The sequence below is a fragment of the Polaromonas sp. P1_E1_2 genome, assembly GCF_056406035.1.
On the sequence record NZ_JBFUAZ010000882.1, the window covers coordinates 1 to 1,224 of the forward strand.

Here is a 1,224-nt window from a genome sequence, read left to right on the forward strand (position 1 = left end):
GCCGCCTCCTGCTGTTGTGGGTCCGTGTCGATTGACATGTTAGGTAGCAAGATGCCCTCCCACTCTGAGAAGAGCCAAAACAAAGAGTGCGACTAGAACAGCAACAGCGGGAGCCCATAGCCAAACCGGCATGCGCCAGAAGTTTTTTCGGTCTCTGGAAGCAAAGCGCTGCCACCACGGAATCTCCCGATGCAAGCTTGCATGCTCGAAATTGGCATTGAGATTGCGAGAAAGCTCCTCCAACTCGCGTGCTTTCTCGAGCGCTTCCTGGCGTGATGGATCGTGCTTCATTTCTACTGTTTAACGTAATGTATACCGCAAGGTCTGCGGTATAACCTGGCTACTGAAAATCCAGCCAGGTGCTTGTTGTTCAAAGACTTATTGTTCATTTTGAGCTTCGTTCAGGTCGATAAAAAAAGGCCAAACCCCGCAAACGAATTCTAGGCGGACAGTCTTCTTTTCCTCAATGCAGTGATCACATACAACCAGGGCAGCAGCCACATKGCAAAAAAAACATGAATGCCCGTGGGATTGGGTCATGGTCTTTTCCTTCTGCTACGGAACGCAAAGATTATGAACGGTGGGAAGATAATGCCTCCCAACACGAATGTGGCCAGTTCATTTTCAAGCTTGGCGAGCGCTGGCCCGAGGCAAGAGCGCGCTGGATCTGTGACGAGATATGTAATGGCGACCCTCTGACCGGCACTCGCGCCACAAGCCGATCCAGCCCCGGTGAAGCGTTGGCCTCCGGCAGAAAAGGTGTACTCAGTAAGGCAATGGTTTCGAGGGTCGGTGCGAATGACGATGCCAGTAGCGTACGCGCCACCTCGAACCAGGCGTAAATATCCTAACCAGCCATTGTTATTGAGCATGGCTGCGGTGAATGCGGCAAGAAATGCGACGGTTCCGAGGCTGCCTAAAAACCACATGATAGTAAAACGCTTCAGGCCGACTGAGGCTGCCATGATTTTGCGTCGCCTAACGTCCGCGCTGACCCGGCGCACAACCCGCGCGGCGCAGCCGCAACCTGCAGTTATGTTTCCGTGTCGAGCGACATGTAAGGCCCACGCCCACGGTTTTCATCAACTCTCCTTCCTCGAACGCCAGGTACGCAAGGAAATTGGCTCACCACTCACTGGATCCATGACCATCACCGAGTTGCGCGCCGCATCAACATAGAAGATGTGCCACATCTCAAAACGTTCTGGGCGATTCGCGTACACC

2 protein-coding genes are annotated in these 1,224 nt (G+C 53.4%); both read right to left on the minus strand.

Annotation, left to right across the window (positions count from 1 at the left end; translation table 11 throughout):
• Window positions 1–39: 39 nt before the first annotated feature.
• Window positions 40–291: a hypothetical protein gene (locus AC1D1P_RS23760; RefSeq protein ID WP_477668252.1), complete on the minus strand. Its 252-nt coding sequence runs from the start codon at window positions 289–291 to the stop codon at window positions 40–42.
• A gap of 245 nt (window positions 292–536) precedes the next feature.
• On the minus strand, window positions 537–965 hold the full coding sequence (locus AC1D1P_RS23765; RefSeq protein ID WP_477668250.1) for a hypothetical protein: 429 nt from the start codon (window positions 963–965) through the stop codon (window positions 537–539).
• Between the last annotated feature and the right edge of the window lie 259 nt (window positions 966–1,224).

Bases quoted from the DNA above. Each gene is read 5' to 3' on its own strand.
- AC1D1P_RS23760 (WP_477668252.1), bottom strand. From the start codon at position 291: ATGAAGCACGATCCATCACGCCAGGAAGCGCTCGAGAAAGCACGCGAG.
- AC1D1P_RS23765 (WP_477668250.1), bottom strand. From the start codon at position 965: ATGGCAGCCTCAGTCGGCCTGAAGCGTTTTACTATCATGTGGTTTTTA.